The 21,705-nt window shown below is 66.2% G+C and carries 19 protein-coding genes; 10 read left to right on the top strand and 9 right to left on the bottom strand.

Translation table 11 applies throughout. The annotated features are described in order from the left end of the window. Positions 1-192: 192 nt before the first annotated feature. The 6 genes from I6F21_RS33640 (at position 193) to I6F21_RS33665 (ending at position 10,111) form a co-directional block, all read left to right on the top strand. On the top strand, positions 193-1,191 hold the full coding sequence (locus I6F21_RS33640) for a MoxR family ATPase (protein WP_225143339.1): 999 nt from the start codon (positions 193-195) through the stop codon (positions 1,189-1,191). Beyond that, positions 1,191-2,135 carry a DUF58 domain-containing protein gene (locus tag I6F21_RS33645; protein WP_036013782.1) on the top strand — a complete coding sequence of 315 codons (945 nt, stop codon included), beginning with the start codon at positions 1,191-1,193 and terminating at the stop codon, positions 2,133-2,135. The genes I6F21_RS33640 and I6F21_RS33645 overlap by 1 nt, the downstream gene beginning before the upstream one ends. Continuing rightward, positions 2,132-4,942, top strand: coding sequence for a DUF4159 domain-containing protein (locus I6F21_RS33650; protein ID WP_225143340.1), 2,811 nt, complete (start codon positions 2,132-2,134; stop codon positions 4,940-4,942). The genes I6F21_RS33645 and I6F21_RS33650 overlap by 4 nt, the downstream gene beginning before the upstream one ends. Before the next feature lie 7 nt (positions 4,943-4,949). Further along, positions 4,950-7,013: a hypothetical protein gene (locus I6F21_RS33655; RefSeq protein WP_225143342.1), complete on the top strand. Its 2,064-nt coding sequence runs from the start codon at positions 4,950-4,952 to the stop codon at positions 7,011-7,013. Positions 7,014-7,156: 143 nt separating this feature from the next. Next, complete coding sequence (locus I6F21_RS33660; protein ID WP_225143343.1) at positions 7,157-7,564, top strand: DUF2946 domain-containing protein; 408 nt, start codon at positions 7,157-7,159, stop codon at positions 7,562-7,564. 144 nt (positions 7,565-7,708) lie between these two features. After that, positions 7,709-10,111, top strand: a complete 2,403-nt coding sequence (locus I6F21_RS33665; protein WP_225143345.1) for a TonB-dependent receptor — start codon at positions 7,709-7,711, stop codon at positions 10,109-10,111. Positions 10,112-10,390: 279 nt separating this feature from the next. Here I6F21_RS33665 and I6F21_RS33670 read toward each other — a convergent pair whose 3' ends face one another. The 3 genes from I6F21_RS33670 to I6F21_RS33680 form a co-directional block, all read right to left on the bottom strand. Then, positions 10,391-10,906, bottom strand: coding sequence for an N-acetyltransferase (locus I6F21_RS33670; RefSeq protein WP_225143347.1), 516 nt, complete (start codon positions 10,904-10,906; stop codon positions 10,391-10,393). Between the two features lie 92 nt (positions 10,907-10,998). Then, entirely contained in the window at positions 10,999-11,940 is a 942-nt protein-coding gene (locus tag I6F21_RS33675) for a glycosyltransferase family 2 protein (RefSeq protein WP_225143349.1), read from the bottom strand. A gap of 87 nt (positions 11,941-12,027) precedes the next feature. Beyond that, positions 12,028-12,519 carry an NUDIX domain-containing protein gene (locus I6F21_RS33680; RefSeq protein WP_036013806.1) on the bottom strand — a complete coding sequence of 164 codons (492 nt, stop codon included), beginning with the start codon at positions 12,517-12,519 and terminating at the stop codon, positions 12,028-12,030. Between the two features lie 108 nt (positions 12,520-12,627). On the opposite strand from I6F21_RS33680, the gene I6F21_RS33685 reads away from it, so the two are divergent. Next, entirely contained in the window at positions 12,628-13,512 is an 885-nt protein-coding gene (locus I6F21_RS33685; protein ID WP_225143366.1) for a metallophosphoesterase, read from the top strand. Positions 13,513-13,618: 106 nt separating this feature from the next. Here I6F21_RS33685 and I6F21_RS33690 read toward each other — a convergent pair whose 3' ends face one another. The 3 genes from I6F21_RS33690 to I6F21_RS33700 form a co-directional block, all read right to left on the bottom strand. After that, complete coding sequence (locus I6F21_RS33690) at positions 13,619-14,173, bottom strand: hypothetical protein (protein WP_225143351.1); 555 nt, start codon at positions 14,171-14,173, stop codon at positions 13,619-13,621. A 184-nt stretch (positions 14,174-14,357) separates the two neighbouring features. Beyond that, positions 14,358-14,567 carry a hypothetical protein gene (locus I6F21_RS33695; protein WP_036013800.1) on the bottom strand — a complete coding sequence of 70 codons (210 nt, stop codon included), beginning with the start codon at positions 14,565-14,567 and terminating at the stop codon, positions 14,358-14,360. A 71-nt stretch (positions 14,568-14,638) separates the two neighbouring features. Next, positions 14,639-16,273 carry an isocitrate lyase gene (locus I6F21_RS33700; RefSeq protein ID WP_036037085.1) on the bottom strand — a complete coding sequence of 545 codons (1,635 nt, stop codon included), beginning with the start codon at positions 16,271-16,273 and terminating at the stop codon, positions 14,639-14,641. Positions 16,274-16,500: 227 nt separating this feature from the next. Between I6F21_RS33700 and I6F21_RS33705 the strand changes: the two genes are divergently transcribed. Next, positions 16,501-17,946 (top strand): short-chain fatty acyl-CoA regulator family protein, encoded by a 1,446-nt coding sequence (locus tag I6F21_RS33705; protein WP_036013804.1) that lies wholly within the window; start codon positions 16,501-16,503, stop codon positions 17,944-17,946. A gap of 148 nt (positions 17,947-18,094) precedes the next feature. On the opposite strand, the gene I6F21_RS33710 is transcribed toward I6F21_RS33705, so the two are convergent. Then, entirely contained in the window at positions 18,095-18,388 is a 294-nt protein-coding gene (locus tag I6F21_RS33710; protein ID WP_036013813.1) for a hypothetical protein, read from the bottom strand. A gap of 227 nt (positions 18,389-18,615) precedes the next feature. Between I6F21_RS33710 and I6F21_RS33715 the strand changes: the two genes are divergently transcribed. Both I6F21_RS33715 and I6F21_RS33720 read left to right on the top strand, forming a co-directional pair. Then, entirely contained in the window at positions 18,616-19,416 is an 801-nt protein-coding gene (locus tag I6F21_RS33715; protein WP_036024809.1) for a hypothetical protein, read from the top strand. 165 nt (positions 19,417-19,581) lie between these two features. Beyond that, on the top strand, positions 19,582-19,932 hold the full coding sequence (locus I6F21_RS33720) for a hypothetical protein (RefSeq protein WP_225143353.1): 351 nt from the start codon (positions 19,582-19,584) through the stop codon (positions 19,930-19,932). A 418-nt stretch (positions 19,933-20,350) separates the two neighbouring features. Here the strand turns inward: I6F21_RS33720 and I6F21_RS39100 are convergent, their stop codons facing one another. Both I6F21_RS39100 and I6F21_RS33730 read right to left on the bottom strand, forming a co-directional pair. Next, positions 20,351-20,743 (bottom strand): DUF3551 domain-containing protein, encoded by a 393-nt coding sequence (locus I6F21_RS39100; protein ID WP_346656761.1) that lies wholly within the window; start codon positions 20,741-20,743, stop codon positions 20,351-20,353. Between the two features lie 209 nt (positions 20,744-20,952). Beyond that, positions 20,953-21,594, bottom strand: coding sequence for a tetratricopeptide repeat protein (locus tag I6F21_RS33730; RefSeq protein ID WP_225143354.1), 642 nt, complete (start codon positions 21,592-21,594; stop codon positions 20,953-20,955). Between the last annotated feature and the right edge of the window lie 111 nt (positions 21,595-21,705).

Here is a 21,705-nt window from a genome sequence, read left to right on the forward strand (position 1 = left end):
AGCCCGGTGTGGAGGTCGCCACTTCGTGATGCCGTACATACCCCGAAGCCGATAAGGTGGGGATAGGTTAATTCAACGAATACATGGCTTTCCTGCAAGTCTAGCATGGGGCCCATGATCTGGCGTGATGACCTGACGTGACAGGCTGACGATGCAAGCAAGCCGCGTTGCACAGGCTGAAGGAGCAAGCGAATGGCGGAGAGTGTCGAGAAACTCGAGGACGGGATCGTCCGTTCGGCCGAGCAGGTGTCGAGCCAGGTTCGCGCGGCCAAGGACGCGATCGCCTCGGTCATCTTCGGCCAGGATCGCGTGATCGAGAACACGCTGGTCACCATCCTCTCCGGCGGCCATGCGCTCCTGATCGGCGTGCCCGGCCTTGCCAAGACCAAGCTGGTCGAGACGCTCGGCGTCACGCTCGGTCTCGATGCCAAGCGCATCCAGTTCACGCCCGATTTGATGCCCTCCGACATTCTCGGCGCCGAAGTGCTGGAGGAGAGCACCGCGGGAAGGCGCGCCTTCCGCTTCATTGCCGGTCCCGTGTTCGCGCAGCTCCTGATGGCCGACGAGATCAACCGCGCCTCACCGCGCACGCAATCGGCGTTGTTGCAAGCGATGCAGGAGCAGCACATCACCGTCGCCGGCGCGCGTCACGATCTGCCGAAACCCTTCCACGTGCTCGCGACGCAGAACCCGCTGGAGCAGGAAGGCACCTATCCGCTGCCCGAAGCCCAGCTCGACCGCTTCCTGATGGAGATCGACGTCGACTATCCCGACCGCGATGCCGAGCGCCGCATCCTGTTTGAAACCACGGGCGCGGAGGAGACGCTGGCCAAGGGCGCGATGACGCCGGATGCGCTGATCACCGCGCAGCGCCTGATCCGGCGCCTGCCGGTCGGCGATTCCGTGGTGGAAGCAATTCTCTCGCTGGTGCGCTCGGCCCGCCCGGGTCCGGACTCCGGCGAAGCCGGCAAGTTCATTGCCTGGGGTCCCGGCCCGCGCGCCAGCCAATCCCTGATGCTGGCGGTACGCGCGCGTGCGCTGATCGACGGGCGCCTGGCACCCTCGATCGACGACGTGCTCGACCTTGCCGAGCCCGTGCTGAAGCACCGCATGGCGCTGACGTTCCAGGCGCGCGCCGAAGGCCGCACGATTCCGGACGTGATCCGGCAATTGAAGACACGGATCGGTTGATGGCAGCGGAGAACGGGCGGGCAGCGAAGGAGATATTGGCGATCCGACGTGCCGATGGCGAAAGCCGCACGCTCGCCGCTTCGTTGCCGCGCTTGGTGCTCGAGGCCCGCCGCATCGCCGCCAACGTCATCCACGGCCTGCATGGACGGCGCCGCGCCGGCTCGGGCGAAAACTTCTGGCAGTACCGCCGCTTCGTCTCGGGCGAACCGTCGCAGAACGTCGACTGGCGCCGCTCGGCGCGCGACGACCATCTCTACGTGCGCGAGCTGGAATGGGAAGCCTCGCACACGGTCTGGATCTGGCCGGACCGCTCGCCCTCGATGGCGTTCGCCTCGAAGACCGCGCGCGAGTCCAAGCTCGAGCGGACGCTGATCGTCGCCTTCGCACTGGCCGAGCTGCTCGTCGCCGGCGGCGAGCGCGTCGGCATTCCCGGGCTGATGGCGCCGACCGCAAGCCGCAGCGTCATCGACAGGATGGCGCAGGCGATGCTGCATGACGATGCAGACCGACTGAGCCTGCCGCCATCCTTCGTTCCGGCCGCGCTGGCCGAGATCATCGTGCTGTCGGATTTCTGGTCGCCGATCGCCGAGATCAGGACGACGCTCGCCGGGCTGTCCAGCTCCGGCGCGCACGGCACGATGGTGCAGGTGGTCGATCCCGCCGAGGAATCGTTCCCCTATTCCGGCCGCGTCGAGTTCGTCGAGCCCGAAGGTTTTGGCGTGATCACCGCCGGCCGCGCCGAGAGCTGGGCGCAGGATTACACCGCGCGGCTTGCGCTGCACCGCGACCAGATCCGTGCCGAGACCAACAAGCTCGACTGGCTGTTCACGACGCACGCGACCGACCGCTCCGCCGCCGAACTCTTGCTGTTCCTGCATGCCGGCATGCAGGTGAGCAAGTCCGGCGCACGCACCACGACGATCAAGGCGGGGCCGGCCGCATGATGGGATTGCCGCTCGCCTTCACGCAACCGCTGCTCCTGATCGGCCTCGTCAGCCTGCCCGTGCTGTGGTGGCTCCTGCGCGTGATGCCGCCGCGGCCGCGCCGCATCGAGTTTCCGCCGACGCGGCTGTTGTTCGACATCACGCCGCGCGAAGAGACGCCCTCACGGACGCCGTGGTGGCTGACCGCGCTTCGCCTGCTCGCCGCCGCGCTGGTGATCTTCGCCGCCGCCGGCCCGATCTGGAATCCGCAAACGGGCGTCGCCGGGAGCAAGGCGCCGCTGATGATCATGTTCGACGACGGCTGGAGCGCCGCATCGCACTGGGACGTCAGGATCAGGACCGCCGATGAGCTTATCGCCAATGCCGACAATGACGGCCGCGGCATCGCGCTGGTGCCGCTGTCCGAGCCGAACCGCGACATCACGCTGATGCCGGCGGGTGCGGCGCGCGTCGCGCTGCGGCAGCTGGCGCCAAAGCCCTATTCGATCGACCGCGTCGAGACGCTGGCCGCGGTCGACCGTTTCCTCAAGGTCACCGGCGACTGCGAGATCGCCTGGCTCTCGGACGGCGTCGACACCGGCCGCGGCGAGGACTTCGTGGCCGGCCTCGGCAAGACCATCGGCGACCGCAGCCTGACCGTGTTCGCAGGCGGCACCTCCTCGCCGCTGGCCCTGGTCGCCGCCGAGAACGCCGCAGCGAAGATGACGGTGAAGGTGCTGCGCACCGACAGCGGGATTGCGGTCGGCACGGTACGCGCGCTGGACCAGAAGGCGTCGCCGATCGGCGAAGCGCGCTATTCGTTCGGCCCGCAGGACAAGGAAACCGAGGCGGCGTTCGACCTGCCGGTCGAGCTGCGCAACGACATCACGCGGCTCGAAATCTCCGGCGAGCGCTCGGCCGGCGCGGTGCAGCTGCTCGACAAGCGCTGGCGCCGCCGCGCCATCGGCATCATCTCGGGCGCGACCAGCGAGACCGCGCAGCCACTGCTGGCGCCGACCTTCTATCTCACCCGCGCGCTGGCGCCGTTCGCCGACGTCCGGCTCGCCGACAAGGGCTCGCCGCAGCAGGGCATCACGCAGTTCCTCGACCAGAAGCTGCCGATGATCATCCTCGCCGATGTCGGCACCATCGCCCCCGAGCTGCGCGAACGCCTCAATGCCTGGGTCGACCAGGGCGGCGTGCTGGTGCGGTTCGCTGGGCCCCGGCTGGCACAGGCGGAGGACGACCTCGTGCCGGTCAAGCTGCGCAAGGGCGGCCGCACGCTCGGCGGCAGCCTAACCTGGGAGAAGCCGCAGCATCTCGCCTCCTTCGCCGTCGATGGCCCGTTCGCCGGCGTCGCGGTGCCCAAGGACGTCACCGTGAGCCGCCAGGTGCTGGCCGAGCCCGACGCCGTGCTCGCCACCAAGAGCTGGGCCTCGCTGGAAGACGGCACGCCACTCGTCACCGGCGAACATCGCGGCAAGGGCCTCGTCAGCCTGTTCCACGTCAGCGCCGACATGCGCTGGTCGGATCTGCCGATGTCGGGCACCTTCGTCGAAATGCTGCGGCGGGTGGTCGACATGTCCGGCTACACCGCGAAGCCAGGCGCTGGCGTTGCCGGCGAAGCGACCGCTGAGACCGTGGCGCCGCTGCACATCCTCGACGGATTTGGCGCGTTCGGTCCGCCGCCCGCGACGGCCAAGCCGCTTCCTGCGGATTACCGCGACCGCGCCACATCAGATCATCCGCCCGGCTTCTACGGCCCGGCAGAAGGACCGCTCGCCGTGAACACGCTTGCCAGCGCCGACCGCATCGCCGCCCTGAACACCGCGAGCCTCCGCGCCCGGCACGCCACCTACACCAATGCCGAGCCGCGCGATTTGCGCGGCTGGCTGCTGTCGACGGCGCTCGCGCTGTTCCTGATCGACGCCATCATCATCGCGGTGCTCGGCGGCGGCATTGCCGCGCTGCTGCGCCGCCGCGCCGCGCCCGCGATGATCGTGCTGGTCCTGCTCGCGGGATTCGCGGCGCTCTCGCCGGCGCCGTCGCGCGCCGACGGCGTCACGGACGAGTTCGCGATGAAGTCGGTGTCGCAGACCCGCCTCGCCTATGTCGTCACGGGCAATGCGGATGTCGATTCCATCGTCAAGGCGGGAATGAACGGGCTGACGCTGTTCCTGGCCCAGCGCACGGCGCTCGAGGCCGGTGATCCCGTCGGCGTCGATCCCGCGCGCGACGAGCTCGCGTTCTTCCCGCTGATCTACTGGCCGATCGTGCCGGGCGCGCCGAAGCCGCCGCAGGACGCCATCAACAAGATCGACGTCTACATGAAGCAGGGCGGCACCGTGCTCTTCGACACCCGCGACGCGATCGAGGCGCCGCCCGGCGCCAACGGCGCGGCGCAGACCCCAGCGATGCAGACGCTGCGCGAGATCCTGTCCTCGCTCGACGTGCCCGAGCTCGAGCCGGTGCCGCGCGAGCATGTGCTGACCAAGACCTTCTATCTGCTGCGCGACTTCCCCGGCCGCTTCACTGCCGGCCAGACCTGGGTCGAGACCTTGCCGCGCGAAGACGACGATGAGAGCGCGCAACGGCCGGCACGCGGCGGCGACGGCGTCTCCCCAATCATCATCACCTCGAACGACCTGGCCGGCGCCTGGGCGGTGCGGCCCGACGGACAGGCCATGCTGCCGGTGACCGGCGGCGACCCCCGCCAGCGCGAATTCGCCTACCGCGCCGGCGCCAACATCGTGATGTACACGCTGACCGGCAACTACAAAGCCGACCAGGTGCACGCTCCGGCGCTGATCGAACGGCTGGGGCAATAGGATCGACATGAACTACGGTATCGCGTTCACACCGCTTGTTCCTACCATCGTGCTGTGGCTCGCGCTCGCCGCGATCGTCATTGTCGCGCTCGTGCTGCTGGTGGCGCGCGCGCGCGGGGCCGCGGTGCGCGTGGCCGCGCTGGCGCTGTTCCTGCTGGCGCTCGCCAATCCCTCCTTCACCCGCGAGGACCGCGATCCCCTTACCTCGGTCGCCGCTGTTGTTGTCGACAAGAGCCCGAGCCAGAACTTCGGCAACCGCAATCGCGAAGCTGCGCAAGCGCAGGAGGCGCTGGTCGACAGCCTGAAGAAGATCAAGGGCCTCGAGGTCCGTGTCGTCGAAGCCGGACAGGCCGACGGCGAGACCGACGGCACCAAGCTGTTCGGCGCGCTGGCCTCGGCCTTGGCGGACGTCCCGGTCGACCGCGTCGCCGGCGCGTTCCTGATCACCGACGGCCGCGTCCACGACATTCCCGCGAACGCCGCCGCGCTCGGCTTCCAGGCGCCGGTGCACGCGCTGGTCACGGGCCAGAAGGACGAGCGCGACCGCCGCATCGCGATCACCGCCGCGCCGCGCTTCGGGATCGTCGGGCAGAGCCAGACCATCTCCTACCGCCTCGACGACCAGGGTGTCACCGGCGAGCGCGCCAGGGTCACGGTCCGCCGCGACGGCGAGGTCATCAACGAGCGCACGCTCTCCAGCGGCCAGGCCGCGAGCGTCGACGTCGACATCAAGCATGCCGGGCCGAACATCGTCGAGATCGAGGCCTCGCCGCTCGAACGCGAATTGACGCCGGTGAACAATCGCGCCGTCGTCGCCATCGACGGCGTGCGCGACAAGCTGCGCGTGCTGCTGGTCTCGGGCGAGCCGCATTCGGGCGAGCGCACCTGGCGCAACCTGCTCAAGTCCGACGCCAGCGTCGACCTCGTGCATTTCACCATTCTGCGCCCGCCGGAGAAGCAGGACGGCACGCCGATCAACGAATTGTCGCTGATCGCGTTTCCGACCCGCGAGCTGTTCCAGCAGAAGATCAACGAATTCCAGCTGATCATCTTCGACCGCTATGCCCGCCAGGGCGTGCTGCCGATCCCCTATTTCGAGAACATGGCGCGTTACGTGCGCGCAGGCGGCGCCGTGCTGGTCTCGGCCGGCCCCGACTATGCCTCGAACAGCAGCATCTGGCGCACGCCGCTCGATTCGGTGCTGCCGGCCGAACCGGTCGGCGTCACCGAGAAGCCGTTCTATGCGCATCTGTCCGACCTCGGCAAACGCCATCCCGTCACGCGCGGGCTGGAAGGCTCCGCCAGCGAGCCGCCGCGCTGGAGCCGGTTCTTCCGCACCGTCGATACCCGCAATGCGGTCAACCCGCCCGTCATGACCGGCGTCGACGGCAAGCCGCTGCTGTTCCTGTCGCGCTTCGGCGAGGGCCGCGTCGCGCTCCTGCTGTCCGACCACATCTGGCTGTGGGCGCGCGGCTATGAGGGCGGCGGTCCGCATCTCGACCTGCTGCGGCGGATGTCGCACTGGCTGATGAAGCAGCCTGATCTCGACGAGGAGGCGTTGCGCCTCCAGGTGCAGGGCAAGGACCTCGTCGTGGTGCGTCAGACCATGGCGGACAGCGTCCAGCCCGTCAGCGTGACATCGCCGTCGGGCGTGTCGCAGGATCTGACGCTGAGCGCCGGCGATCCCGGCGAGTGGCGCGCCAGCCTGCCGGCGAGCGAGCTCGGCCTGTGGCAGGCCACCGACGGCACGCTGAAAGCGCTGATCAATGTCGGCCCGACCAATCCGAAGGAATTTTCGGAAGTCACCTCCACGGTCGATACGTTGAAGCCGCTGACACAGGCGACGGGCGGCGATGCCGTGCGCGTGGCTACTAGCTCGAGCGTCGAGCTGCCGCGCATCCTGCCGGTGCGCTCGGTCGGCATGTTCCACGGCGACGGGTGGATGGGTGTGCGGATGCGCGATGCCAGCGTGGTCAAGGGCGTCGGCGTGCTGCCGATCTTCTCCGGCCTGATCGGCCTGCTGCTGCTGCTCGGCGCATTTGCGGCGACCTGGGTGCGCGAGGGGCGGTAGTTGCCCGAACGACACATCGGCTTGGCGGCTTGCATGCGCCGATCCCCCCGCCGTTGACATCGGTGAACCGGTCGGGCGATGTTATACTATAACATCGCGGCGTCCTGGGATTGACGCCTCGGTGTGGGGGTGGCGTTTTCCAGATGAAGTGGTTCCGGTCGAATAGCAGGCACGGCGCCCGGCTCGCGTTGTTCGCGATGCTGGTGCAGCTCGCGCTGACGTTCGGCCACAGCCATTGGTTCGCGCAGGCCGCGCCTTTTGCTCAATCATCGGTCCAGCACATCGAAGGCGGCGCCAAGGACGTTGCAGCAACCGACGGCGCCGCCGTCGAGAAGCAATCGCCCTCAAGTCCCGAGCGCGAGCATTCGCGCGACGAGAGTTGCGCCATCTGCGCCATCATTGCGATGGCGGGCACGATCGTGTCGGCGACGCCGCCCGTGCTGTTGCTGCCGCAGGCGATCGAGCTGCTCCGGCGCAGCCTCGACGCCGAGTTCGCTCATCTGACATCGGCCCGCACGGCGTTCCAGCCGCGCGCCCCTCCTGCGTCCTGACTCCAACGCTTGATCACACCCAGCCTCGCCGCACATCGGCAAGTGCCTGGGAGAAGTTGAAGTCGAATTCCGTCGCGTCGCGACGGCAGGCCGCCTCCGATCAGCAGAGCATCATCCGGACGGCGCCTGAGTGGAATCAGGACCATGTCATTTCAATTGCGACGCGCGCAGCGCCTTGGCGGAGCAAGCCTGCTCCTGCTCGGCGCCGCCGCCACATCCGCGTTCGCCCAGGACTCGGCACAACGACCGGCACAACAGCCGGCACAAGACAAATCGTCGACCGAGCTCCCCGCCATCACCGTAACGGCGCCAAGCCCGATCGTACGCAGAGCAGTGGTGCCGACCCGCAACGCAGGCCGCGGCACGCGGACCGCGCGGGTGCGCAGCCGCGAGCAGGCAGCTGAAGCGGCACCGGCAGCTCCCGTGCCCGCCGCGCCTCAGCAAGGCGTGCTGCCTGTTGTGACCGATCAATTTGCGACCGTCACCGTGGTGCCGAACGAGGAGATTCGGCGCAACGGCGGCGGCACGCTCGGCGATCTCCTGTTCTCCAAGCCCGGCATCACCGGCTCTGAATACGCACCCGGCGCATCCAGCCGCCCGATCATTCGCGGGCTCGACACCAACCGGGTCGGCATTATCGAGAACGGAACAGGCAGCAACGGCGCGTCCGATCTCGGCGAGGATCACTTCGTGCCGATTGATCCGCTGGCAGCCACCCAGGTCGAGGTCATCCGCGGACCGGCGACGCTGCGCTACGGCTCCACCGCGATCGGTGGCGTGGTCAGCGCAACCAACAATCGAATTCCGGATGCCTTGCCGTCCTGCACGGCGCCCTTTCCGACTTACGGACTCCCGACCAAGGCGCCGCTGGCAAACGTGGGATCGCCGGGCTGCATCACCGCGGAAACGCGGACGGCCGTAACTTCGGTCGATCGCGGGACCGAAGGTGCCGTGCTGCTCGATGCCGGCGGCGGCAACTTTGCCTTCCACGCCGATGCCTTTGGCCGCAAGGCCGGCGACTACAACATCCCGAGCTATCCGTTCTTGACGGACCCGACGCTGCCGTTCAACGGACGCCAGCCGAATTCGGCATCGCAGGCCTACGGCGGATCTGTCGGCGGCTCCTACATCTTCGACGGCGGCTACGTGGGCGCGGCGATCACGCAGCACAACGCGCTCTATCACATTCCCGGTATCGAGGGCAGCGAGTTCCTGACGCGGATCGACGGACGACAAACAAAGTTCACGACAAAAGGCGAGTATCGGCCGGATGCGGCGGCGATCGATGCGATCCGGTTCTGGGCCAGCGCCACCGACTATAAGCACGATGAGGTCGGGCTCGCCGACTCTGCCGACCTCGGCTCCCTCGGCGTGAGACAAACCTTCACCAACAAGGAACAGGAAGGCCGCGTCGAGGTGCAGCTTGCGCCGTTCGACGTCCGCTTTGCTGCGCTGACCACCGCTGTGGGCGTCCAGGCGTCGCACCAGAAGCTGACCGCGCCGAGTCCGGACGATCCAGGCAGCCCGATCAACGGACTGTTCGATCCGAACAAGAACACAAAGGTCGCCGGGTACATCTTCAATGAGTTCAAGTTCAGCGAAGCTACCAAGGCCCAGATCGCCGGGCGCGTCGAGAGCGCAAGGTTGAGCGGCACGGCGCCGGCCTTCGTCCCCGATGTGTTCGACCTCGCCGTCGATCCGGCCGCGATCGGCCCCGCAACAGCGGTCAACCGCAACTTCACGCCGGTGAGCGGGAGCATCGGCCTGATCCACAACCTTCCTTGGGATCTGGTCGCCAGCGTCACCGGCCAATATGTCGAGCGTGCGCCGAAACCGGCGGAATTGTTCTCGCGCGGCGGCCACGATGCCACCACCACGTTCGACATAGGCAATCCCAATCTCGGCATCGAGACCGCCAAGTCGGTCGAGGCGGGACTGCGACGGGCAGTGGGGCCGCTTCGCTTCGAAATCACCGGCTACTACACCAAGTTCAACGGCTTTATCTACCGGCGCCTGACCGGCAACACGTGTGAGGACGGCGTTTGCCAGCTTGGCGCTGGCCTCGAACTGAATCAGGCGGTCTATTCGCAGCGCGACGCGACATTCCGGGGCGGCGAATTCCAGTTCCAGTACGACGTGATGCCGGTCTGGAACGGGATCTGGGGCATCGAGGGTCAATACGACATCGTGCGCGCGACCTTCGACGACGGCACTAACGTGCCACGCATTCCGCCCCAGCGGCTGGGCGGTGGTGTGTACTATCGCGACGCCGAATGGTTTGCCCGGATCAACCTGCTGCACGCGTTCGCGCAAAACGACATCGCACCGATCGCGGAGACGCCGACGCCCGGCTACAACCTGCTAAGGGCCGAGGTCAGCTACAAAACGCAGCTCGATCAACGTTGGTTCGGCGCGCGCGAGATGCATGTCGGGCTCGTCGGCAACAACCTGTTGAACGAGAATATCCGCAATGCCGTCTCCTTCAATAAGGACCAGGTGCTGTTGCCCGGCATCGGCGTCAGGGCGTTCGCGAACTTCAAGTTCTAGGTAACGACACGCGCCGTCATTGCGAGGAGCCCTTGCGACGAAGCAATCCAGACCGCCTCCGCGGAAAGACTCAGGATTGCTTCGCTGCGCTCGCAATGACGGAGTATGACGCGCGCAGCCGCGCGTCTTCTCGACGGTCTCTTAGCCGGATGAGATACGAGCAGTGTCGTAGCCCGGATGGAGCGTAGCGTAATCCGGGGTTCTCTCGTTGCGGAAGACCTTCCCGGATTGCGCTGCGCTCCATCCGGGCTACGGCGTTTCCAACGACGCGCGCCGCTCCTATGTCCGCGCTTTGCTCCAGTCCGGGCCGACCGCGCCCGACACGCCCTCGAAGGCGCCGTCGACGAGCTCGAACACCAGGATGCGCGCGGCATCGACGGGACCCGGCATGGTGACGCGGCCCTTGGCGACCTGCTTGAAGCCGACGCGGCTGTAGTAGGGCTCGTCGCCGACCAGCAGCACGAGGCGGTGGCCTTTTTCCCTGGCGTCCTTCAGCGCGCGCTCCATCAACTGACGGCCGATGCCGCGATCGCGGAACGGCGGCTCGACGGTGAGCGGCCCGAGCAGCAGCGCCGGCGTTTGGCCGATCAGAATCGGCAATTGCCTGACGGAGCCGACCAGGAGCGTGCCGATACGGGCCGTGAAGGACAGTTCGAGCAGATGGTCGACGTGCTCGCGGATCCGGTAGGCGCTCAGCACGAAGCGGCCGGGGCCGAAGGTGCGTTCGTGCAGCCGCTCGATCGCCTGAGCGTCGCCGGCGGCTTCGGGAAGAATGGTCAGTGAGAGATCGTTCATGTCAATTCGCGGAGTAGCACTTGCGCCTGCGAAGGTCCATGGGCGGCGGCGGTGCCCCGTTTACCTCCCGGCGGGCGAAGTGCAAGCCTGGCTCAACCTGCGTTCCGTTTCGACGCCGGCTGGGACAGATAGGCCAGCATCTTCATCTCCCGCCGCCCTCGCGTCACCGTATCGAGCACGAGCCCTGACGACACCGACAGCAAGGCCATGATCATCAGGCCCATCGACAGCACGGCAGTGGGCAGGCGCGGCACGAGGCCGGTTTCGATGAAGGTGATCACGATCGGAATCGCGAAGATGATCGACGCCAGCGCCAGCAGGATTCCGATCACCGTGAAGAAGCGCAACGGCCGCTCGCTGCGATAGAGCTTCAGCATGGTGCCGAGGATGCGAAAGCCGTCGCGCCAGGTGTTGAGCTTGGAGAACGAGCCTTCGGGGCGCGCATAATAGGGCGTCTCGACCTCGGCAACCGGCAGCGACAATTCCAGCGCATAGACCGCAAGCTCGGTCTCGATCTCGAAGCCGTCGGAGAGGACGGGAAAGGATTTGACGAAGCGGCGCGAGAACACCCGGTAGCCGGACAGGAGGTCCTTGAAAGCGTGGCCGAAGGTGTCGGACAGGAAGCCGGTCAGCATGCGGTTGCCGGTGCGGTGGCCGAGCCGGTAGGCAGCCTGGACCTGATCGACGCGAAGCCCGACCACCATGTCGAGATGCTCGTCGAGCAGCTTGTCGATCATGATGGGTGCGCTCGGCGCATCGTAGGTGGCATCGCCATCGACCAGCACATAGACGTCGGCCTCGACGTCCGCGAACATGCGGCGCACGACGTGGCCCTTGCCCTGTCGGCGCTCGCTGCGCACGATCGCACCGGCTTCGCGCGCGACCGCGGCGGTCCGGTCGCGCGAATTGTTGTCGTAGACGTAGATCTCCGCCGCGGGCAGCGCCTTGCGGAAATCGGCAACGACGGTCGCGACCGCGGCCTCCTCGTTGTAGCAGGGCACCAGCACCGCGATGCGAAGTTGCGTTGAGCTCATCAGGGCAGCACTCCGAGGCTTGTCGGCTCGCGCCCGAGCGGCGTGGCCTGCCGTGCGCGTCGAGCGGGTTACTAGCACAAGCCGCCCTCAGCGCCACGTCGCAATAACGGGCCTGCCATCGAGCACTTCGGCGATTCGCAGCCGCGTGCCGGGCGTGGTGCCCTCGGGCAATGCGGCATTGTCGAAGAACCCGCATTCGACGATCTCGCGGTTGGGCTCAGGGACGCGGTCCTGCCTGAACTGCCTGACCACGTAGACCGCGACGTGGTCGCGGCGGGAGACGTGGCTGTTGAGGAAGACGCCGTGCAGGATCGCCTCGCCGGTCAGATCGATGTCGCCCTCCTCCTTGAGCTCGCGCCGCAACGCCTCTTCCATGGTCTCGCCGAAATCGACGCCGCCGCCAGGCAAATACCAGCCGCTGACGTAGCTATGCCTGACCAGGAAGACGCGATTGTCGGCATCCAGCACCACGGCACGGACGCCGAGCGTCATGCCGCGGACGAGCAGGAAATAGCCGTGCAAGAACCGCCGCAGCAGCGGCTCGGCCTTCCGTCGGGCTCGGTTCAGACGTTCTCCCATCAGGCTCCTTGACGCCCCCTGTTTCAGGCCCTGCTTGCGCGGGGCGCGCGACCTTGCCATTACAGCGGAGCAATAGCGAGGCATTCGCGCGCCATGACTCCCTTCACGCTGGCTCCCTTCACGCTCGCCCACCTGTCCGATCCGCATCTGGCGCCTTTGCCGAAGCCGCGGCTGATCGAGCTCGCGGGCAAGCGCGCGTTCGGCTATGTCAACTGGACGCGCAACCGCCACAAGTACCAGCGCCGCGAGGTGCTCGACGCGCTCGTCGCCGACATGAAGGCGCAGGCGCCCGACCACATCGCAGTGACGGGCGATCTCGTCAACCTGGCGCTTGAGGCGGAGTTCGCACCGGCGCTGGCCTGGCTCGAAAGCGTCGGCCCGCCCGACCGCGTGACCGCGATCCCCGGCAATCACGACGCCTATGTCAGCGCGACGCGTCATCGCTTCGGCGAGACGTTCCTGCACTACATCGCCGCGGACACACCCGGCGGCGCAGCCTTCCCAGCGGTGCGCCGGCGCGGGCCGCTTGCCCTGATCAGCCTGTCCACGGCGGTGCCGACCCTGCCGCTGATGGCGACCGGCACGCTCGGGCGCGATCAGCTCGCCGCGCTTGCGGAGGTGCTCGAGCGGCTCGCCGCGGAAGACGTCTTCCGCGTGCTGCTGGTGCATCATCCGCTGAAGTCCAGCGCGCGGGCGAAGCGGATGACGGACGCGCCGGAATTGCTGGGACTGTTGAAGCGCCACGGCGTCGAGCTGGTCCTGCACGGGCACGACCACATTCATTCGACGATGTGGTTCGAGGGTCCGAACGGCAACATTCCCGCGCTCGGCGTGCCGTCGGCCTCCGCGCTGGCGCACGGACGTTATCCGGCGGCGGCGTACAATCTGTTCACCATCGAGAAGGACAATGCCGGCTGGCGCTGCGAGCAGACGGTGCGAAGCCTCGGAGCTGGATTTCAGATCGGACAGATCAAGCATGTGCGGTTGATTTAGTCCCCGGTCGTCATTGCGAGCGCAGCGAAGCAATCCAGGAATCTCCGCGGAGGCAGTCTGGATTGCTTCGTCGCAAGGGCTCCTCGCAATGACGGCGGAGAGAGCCTCACCAGTTCCGCAAGACTGCCAGCACTGCAAGTCCGAACAGCGCGGCCGCGCCCAGCACGAAGCCGAACACGAACGGCCACAGGCGCGAGCGGCGCGGCGGCGCGGCGGCCGGGGCCTGCGGTTCGGGCGCGACCACCATCGCCCGCTCGCGCTCGACCATGCGGCGCGCGACATAGCCGGTGACGGCCTCGACGATCACGGCGGTGTCGTGCGATTCGGCGAGCACGATGCGGCCGAAGCGGGTGTCCTGGACGAAGCGGTACATCCGCTTGTCGCGGCCCATCACGATGTGGGCGACGACGTCGATCCACAGCCGCGGCGTATCGCCCTGGCTGATGCCGCGGTCGAACAGGTCGATCTGATTAGGCACCTGCGCGAACAGGGGATCGAGCGCGTCGTTGAGGATCTCGAGCCGTGCCACCTCGGCGTCGCGCAAATCGACGACGACGCCGGTGCGGTCGGCCGCCTCGATCCGCGCGCGCAGCAGCGCATCGCGCAGCCGCACCGGGCGCGGCTGGCCGGGATCGGTCCCGCTGGTCTCGGGCTCTGACATTGTCGGCCTCGTCCTCGACTTATCCCCATTAACCTATCAGCAACCAAACCCTCCGCAAAGGCCTACAATTCCAGAGACTTACGGCGCCCACAGCCGTTTCACCTGTGCCAAAAACAGACGATCCCACCCAGGCAGGGCCTGGATGGGACCATCCGTCCTTGGACGTCTTCTTAAGTCGGGGCGATCAGGCCGAGACCCGCGAGGGCTCTTCCACGATCGAGAAGCGGACGCCGGCCTTGTGACGGCTTTCTTCCGAGACTTCCTTCCAGCACTCTTCGGCTTCCTTGCGGGTCTTGAACGGACCTTTGACCTGGGCCGAGCCTTCCACGAGCTTGTGGAAGTTCATCGAACCGAACTCGCCGCCGATCACCCAGAAATTGCTGCCTTTGGTCATTGTCAGTCTCCTGTTGAGGTGCGTGACCGGCCTGGACTCCAACCTGGCTTCCAGATCGGTCCGATCCGCCGTTAGCCGAACTGGTTCATCGTGTTGTGGACGCCGCCCGCCTTCAGCGCAGCTTCGCCCGCGAAGTACTCCTTGTGGTCGTCGCCGATGTCGGAGCCGGCCATGTTCTGGTGCTTCACGCAGGCGATGCCCTGACGGATCTCGGCGCGCTGGACGTTCTTGACGTAGCCCAGCATGCCCTGCTCGCCGAAATACTCGCGGGCGAGATTGTCGGTCGAGAGCGCGGCCGTGTGATAGGTCGGCAGCGTGATCAGGTGGTGGAAGATGCCGGCGCGCTTGGCCGAATCCGCCTGGAAGGTACGGATGCGCTCGTCGGCTTCCTTCGCCAGCGGCGTGTCGTCGTACTCCGCCTTCATCAGCTCGGCACGGTTGTACTTGCTGACGTCCTGGCCCGCTTCCTTCATCGCGTCGTAGACCTGCCAACGGAAGTTGAGGGTCCAGTTGAACGACGGCGAGTTGTTGTAGGCGAGCTTGGCGTTCGGCACCACCTTGCGGATGCGGTCGACCATGCTGGCGATCTGCTCGATATGCGGCTTCTCGGTCTCGATCCAGAGCAGGTCGGCGCCGTTCTGCAGCGAGGTGATGCAATCGAGCACGCAGCGGTCTGCACCGGTGCCGGGGCGGAACTGGTAGAGGTTGGAGGGCAGCCGCTTCGGACGCATCAGCTTGCCGTTGCGGTTGATGATGACGTCGCCGTTCTTGGCGTTCTCCGCGGTGATTTCCTCGCAATCGAGGAAGCTGTTGTACTGGTCGCCGATGTCGCCGGGCTTGTGGCTAACCGCGATCTGCTGCGTCAGGCCGGCGCCGAGCGAGTCGGTGCGGGTCACGACGATGCCGTCTTCGACGCCGAGCTCGAGGAAGGCGTGGCGGCAGGCACGGATCTTCGCCAGGAAGACGTCATGCGGCACGGTGACCTTGCCGTCCTGATGGCCGCACTGCTTCTCGTCCGAGACTTGGTTCTCGATCTGCAGCGCGCAGGCGCCCGCCTCGATCATCTTCTTGGCGAGCAGATAGGTCGCCTCCGCGTTGCCGAAGCCGGCGTCGATGTCGGCGATGACGGGGACGACGTGGGTCTGGAAGTTGTCGATCTTCTCGATCAGCTCCTTCTCGCGGTTCTTGTCGCCTTCCTTGCGCGCCTTGTCGAGCAGACGGAAGATGTCGTTGAGCTCGCGCGAATCGGCCTGACGCAGGAAGGTGTAGAGCTCCTCGATCAGCGCCGGCACCGCGGTCTTCTCGTGCATGGACTGATCGGGCAGCGGACCGAATTCGGAGCGCAGCGCCGCGATCATCCAGCCGGAGAGATAGAGATAGGTGCGGTCGGTCTTGCCGCCGAAGTGCTTCTTGACCGAGATCAGCTTCTGCTGGGCGATGAAGCCGTGCCAGCAGCCCAGCGACTGGGTGTACTTGGTGGGATCCTTGTCATAGGCGGCCATGTCGGCGCGCATCACGGCCGCGGTGTAGCGGGCGATGTCGAGGCCGGTCTTGAAACGGTTCTGCAGGCGCATGCGCGCGACGGCCTCGGCCGACACGCCGTTCCAGGTCGGCTGGGTCTCGAGGAGCGCCTGAGCCGCCTTGACCTCGTCCTGATACGAGGACGGACCCTGGAGGGTGCTGATACCGCGGGGCTGGTAATTCATGTGCCTGATCCTTTCGCTGACGATGGCGAGCAGCCATCGACATTCTTGACAATGCATTGCGAGATGCGTGTCAGAAGCTAAACGCGAAAAGGAAAAGTTCGTACAGATGGCTTGTTTTTTATTGGTGATGTCATGTAACATCTGAACGTGTAATACATGTCACTTTGTAAAATTTGTAAATAATAGGTCAACTGTTCTGACCTTGATTGAGTCTGGAGATCTGAGACATGCCCGCCGATTCCGGCAAGAAACTCTTCGTCGGCCCGCGCTTCCGGCGAATCCGGCAGCAATTGGGGCTGTCGCAGACCCAGATCGCCGAGGGGCTCGGGATCTCGCCCAGCTATGTCAACCTGATCGAGCGCAACCAGCGCCCGGTCACGGCGCAGATCCTGCTGCGGCTGGCCGAGACCTATGACCTTGACCTGCGCGATCTCGCCACCGCGGACGAGGACCGCTTCTTCGCCGAGCTGAACGAGATCTTCTCCGATCCCCTGTTTCGGCAGATCGACGTGCCCAAGCAGGAGCTGCGCGACCTCGCCGAGCTCTGCCCCGGCGTCACCCATGCGCTGCAGCGGCTCTACGCGGCCTATACCGAGGCGCGTCAGGGCGAGACGCTGGCCGCGGCGCAGATGGCCGACCGCGACGTCGGCACGCGCTTTGAAGCCAATCCGGTCGAGCGCGTGCGCGAGCTGATCGAGGCCAACCGCAACTATTTTCCGGAGCTGGAGCAGGCGGCGGAAAATCTGCGCGACGAGTTGAACGAGCCCGCCGAAGGGCTGTATGCCGCGCTGATAACGCGCTTGCGCGAGAAGCACTCGATCCAGACCCGCATCATGCCGGTCGACGTGATGCGCGAGACGCTCCGCCGATTCGACCGCCACCGCCGGCAGCTGCTGATCTCGGAGCTGGTCGATCCGCCCGGCCGCGCATTCCAGCTCGCCTTCCAGCTGGGCCTGGCGGAATGCGCGCAGGCGCTGGAGACCATCATCGGCCGGGCCGGCCCGCTGGACGATGCGCCGCGGCGGCTGTTCCGGATCACGCTCGGCAACTACTTCGCCGCCGCCGTGATGATGCCCTACCCGGCGTTCCTCGCGGCCGCCGAAGCGCTGAACTACGACATCCACGTGCTGGCACAGCGCTTCAATTCCGGCTTCGAGCAGGTCTGCCACCGCCTCACCACGCTGCAGCGGCCGAACGCACGCGGCATTCCGTTCTTCCTCTTGCGCGTCGACAATGCCGGCAACGTCTCCAAGCGTTTCTCCTCCGGCACCTTCCCGTTCTCGAAATTCGGCGGCACGTGTCCGCTCTGGAATGTGCATTCGACCTTCGACACGCCGGATCGCCTGCTCAAGCAGGTGATCGAGCTGCCCGACGGCACGCGCTATTTCTCGATCGCGCAGATGGTGCGCCGCCCCGTGGCGCCGCATCCGCTGCCGCAGCCGCGCTTTGCCATCGGCCTCGGCTGCGAGATCCGCCACGCCGCCCGCCTGACCTACGCCACCGGCATGGACCTGGAGAAGGCCGAGGGCACCCCGATCGGCGTCAACTGCCGCCTCTGCGAGCGCGAGAACTGCGCCCAGCGCGCCGAGCCGCCGATCACACGCACGTTGATCCTGGACGAGACGACGCGGCGGGTGTCGAGCTTTGCGTTCTCGAATGCAAGGGAGTTGTGAGGCACACACTCTCTCTTCCGTCATGGCCGGGCTTGACCCGGCCATCCACGCGCTTCCGCGTACGCAGAAAGACGTGGATGCCCGGGTCAAGCCCGGGCATGCCGACCAAGTGTGTGGTCGCCGCTCCGGTCATCAATAGCGTGCGCCCTCACGCCAGCGTATGCACAATCACCGGTCCCGCCACGGCGCGGGCGTCGCCGGCGAGCAGCGGGCCGAGATCCTTCTCGATCCAGGCGATGGCGCGCTTGTTCGCTTCCTCGGCCTGCTCGAACTTGTCGAAGATCGAGATCGCGGTGACCGTGTCGTCGCCGCCATAGACGACGTAATAGGCGCGGAAACCGTCGACGTCGCTGATGATGGGAACGGCGCCGTCCTTGATGCGGCGCGTCAGCTCTTCCGCGCTCCCGCTTTTTGCCTTGGCCTGACGGATGGCGGCATACATGGCATCCTCCCCTTCCGGCTATGATGTGAGGGCCTCGAGCCCGGGCGGATGTTACGCCGAAGCGCGCAGCCGATCCACGCTTGGTTAACCCGCCCCTAATCCGCCCGCGCGATCTGCAACCAACGGTTAAGCACGCCTCAACATCAGTGCCTTAGTCTCGCCGCACTCACTTTTCGCAAACAAGGGCGGCCTAATCTGCCGGGCGAAGTGACATCAGGGGGTTCATCATGCGCATTGCGTTGCTGCTGACCGCAACCATCGTCGGCGCGCTATTCGCCAGTCCAACCATCGCCGGGTCGCTCGATGCCGGCGCGGCGCAGCCGCTGCCGCCGGGCTTCCAGAGCTACCGCGGCTACATGTTCGACATCTCCGAGAACCGCGACCGCAAGGATGTCGACAAGCTCACCGAGAACCTGAAGAGCCAGATCGACGTCGTCGAAGGCGTCGGCCTCTCCCCGCGCGTGCTGCGCTTCTTCCACACCGTTCCGATCGTCGCGAGCGAACTCGCCTGCCTCGACGAAGGCGCCGCCACCGCCTGCTACGGCCGGGTCACGCCGGACATGCAGCGCACCGCGCCCCGGACCCTGACGGTCTGGGACCCCGCCAAGCAGCGCTGGACCAATCCTAATGCCGTCGACCTCGCGGTCGATTCGGGCCTCGGCGTGATCATGCTGCGGCCGGACATGATGCGCTACGAGAAGGAGGCCGTGCTGCTGCACGAGATGCTGCACGCCTTCCACGCGCGGCTGCTGCCGGACGGCTACGCCAACAAGGGCGTGATCACCTACTACGCCCTCGCCAAGTCCAAGGACCTCTTGCCCAAGGAATCCTATGCGATGAAGAATCCCATGGAGTTCTTTGCGGTGACCGCCAGCATCTTCCTGGCCGGCAAGAGCGAATTCCACGATCCGAAGTCGCGCGAGGCGCTCAAGGAGAAGATGCCGGACTATTACAAATATCTCGTCGGCGTGTTCGGCTTCGACCCCGAGCCGGCGGCCTCGAACGGCCCGGTCGCCTCGCTGAAATGAGCGGACGGCGCCAAGCCAAGCCAAAGAGCCGCGCGAACAGCGCGGCTTTTTTGTTTCGCGCGCTCGGTAAGCTGCGGATGACGCACAGCCGGGAATTGCCAAGCCGGGGTCCGATCTGCATAGTCCCGCCCGCATCGATACCGTTTTCGAAGGGGATGAGAGACCATGGCGGAAGCCGACCTGGATGTCGTGATCCGGCAATTGGCCAGACAGCTGCATACGGGCCTGATGACCCGTGCCAAGGAGCGGCGGGATCGCTTCAACAGCCTTGCGGCCAAGGCCAAGGGCAAGGAGACTGGCGAGCGCTTCAAGATCATGGCCAAGGCCACCATGGAGCAGGCGACTGCAGCCGCCAAGCGCCTGCAGATGTCCGCCGATAACGTCGCCGACAGCTACGCGCGGTCGATGCGCCTCGCCGCCAGCACGCCTGTTACGGTGAAAGCGGAGAAGAAGGCAAAGGACGAGAAGCCGGCGAAGAAGGCCGCAAAGAAAGCCAAAGCGAAAAAGAAGACGTAGTCGTTGCACCCAGGGCTATCGCATATGACTTGCGGCGGCGGCCTGCGCACGCGCCTCGTCCTTCGAGACGGCGCTGACGCGCCTCCTCAGGATGAGGCTAATCAGCATCGGTGCGCGTTGAAACTGCTGCCGCGCATTCCGCCCTCATCCTGAGGAGCCCGCCAAAGCGGGCGTCTCGAAGGATGGCCGCAAGGAAAAACTCCCAAATGCGATAGCCCTGCCGTTGAACCGATCGCCGCTACGGGATTGGCGATCTGGAGGCTCGCCGGCCTGTCTCCCAATTATCTCCGGCTTGATCGGATCGCCGCGTTGCGCGTTTGCGACGCGCTCCCTCGCGGCCGCCGCAATCGGGCCGGCCGCGACGTCAACGATTCCTCCGCCCCAGGCATGGGCTGGTCGAACAGTCGAGCGACATCCCTCACATGTATTGCCTCACACTTTGGAGAAAGCGCTCTTTCTCGCCAGGCGCGTAACCTTGGGACGCCCCATAATAGGGTTCATTGAAGTGATTATAGGGTACCGCCCGGTACTGGACCGGCGCCCTCGGTGGCGCGTAGGTCTGGCGATGATGCCGCCGAGCGTTTCCTCTCGCCGGAGGACCGGCGTAGTAGGGATTGAGGACGCACATCTGGCCGTTTGCCGACGCCCTGCATTGGTCCATCGTCGTGAAGCTGCATCGGTAGTATGGCGTCATTCCGCGAGAAATGACGTTCAAGCAAACGGGATAAGCCGGGTCATATTTTTGGGCCCGAGCCTGCCCCGCTGTCAGAGCGATACTCAGGGTCAGAATCGTCAAAGCCCATTTGCACATTGGAAGCTCCTCCAGGGGCGCACGACATGGATGCACTCTGGACCCTGCCAGTATTGATCCAACTCAATACTAGTTGAATTGGTTCATACGCGCAGCAGACAGCCGCGACAGTCTCGCTTTCCGCATCTCTCACCGATCTCGCCGCTATGCGGCAAGCCACCTGTCCTAAAGACGTGAGAGGGTGCCGCCGCAAATGCCGCGCCAGATCCTCATCTTCGCGGCGCGGCCACCAGTGTCGGCTCGGCGCTGGCGAGTTCCGCGAGCTTGGCGCGCGCGGCCTCTCGCGCGCGACCGTCCTTGCCGGCGGGCAGCGCCAGCGCGGCCTCGAAATCGGCGCGGGCGTCGTCCGTCTGGCCGCGGGCGAGGAACGCAAGGCCGCGGTCGAGACGGGCCTGCGCATCGGTGGGGTCGAGGCGGACCGCCGTGCTGTAGCTCAGGATGGCGCGGTCGAGATCGCCCATTGCGGCGAGCGCGAGACCGCGCTGGTGATAAGGTGCCGCGCGCTTGGGATCGTGCGCGATCGCCTCGTCGTAATCCGCAATGGCAAGCTCGAGGTCGCCATTCTGCCGGCGCGCCAGCGCCCGGTCGCGATAGAGCGAAGCGCGGTTGGGATTGAGGTGAATGGCCTCGTCGAAATCGGCGATCGCCCGCTTGAAGTCGCCGTGACGCAGCGCGATCCGTCCACGTCCCGCATAGGCGAAGGCGATCAGCGAGCCGCGCAGCGGCGAGAAGCCGATCACGGCCGAGCAGATGTCGGGATCATCCTCGTCGCCGCAATTGACGACCATGTGCGTGGACAAGCCGACGAGCACGCAAAGGACGATCAGCAATGGTACGGCAATTCTGGTCATCTTCGACGGTGGCCGGCAGCGCGTCAGCCACCCATCCCCTTTCGAAGGAATGGTCACGCCGAGGAGTTAACACTGGTCGCGGACCCCCCTGTGTGCGCCAGATCACAAAGC

This window comes from Bradyrhizobium sp. NBAIM03, from assembly GCF_020194055.1.
GTDB classification, from domain to species: Bacteria; Pseudomonadota; Alphaproteobacteria; order Rhizobiales; family Xanthobacteraceae; genus Bradyrhizobium; species Bradyrhizobium yuanmingense.